The sequence below is a fragment of the Pseudoneobacillus rhizolycopersici genome, assembly GCF_054786815.1.
Genome location: NZ_JBTOOE010000117.1, coordinates 1 through 266, shown reverse-complemented (window position 1 = coordinate 266; position 266 = coordinate 1). Strand labels below are relative to the sequence as shown.

Genomic DNA, 266 nt, shown 5'->3' with positions numbered 1-266 from the left:
ATTCCGATTTCGCTGCCGAAGCGACTTTGGAAAACAGTATGGTTCGTGGCCGGGTCACGCTTGACAACCCGGATGCGGCTTTCGACCTCAGGGGTGTGTGGTCGTTTGCGCATGGTCATAAACTGGTGGAGTTGCAGGGGAGGGTAGACCGTTTTGTGCCGTCGGCACTCAACCTGTGGGGGAAATATCCCGGTGCTTCGGCCTGTGCGCTGGTAGATGTCGCCATGGCAGGCGCGCGTCTCGACAACATGACCGGCTACATCACC

General features: G+C 58.6%; 1 protein-coding gene. It reads left to right on the top strand.

Annotated elements, in window-relative coordinates:
* Window positions 1–266 (top strand): hypothetical protein (locus ACX9YW_RS23075; protein ID WP_460351065.1); only part of this gene is annotated, 266 nt, incomplete at both ends.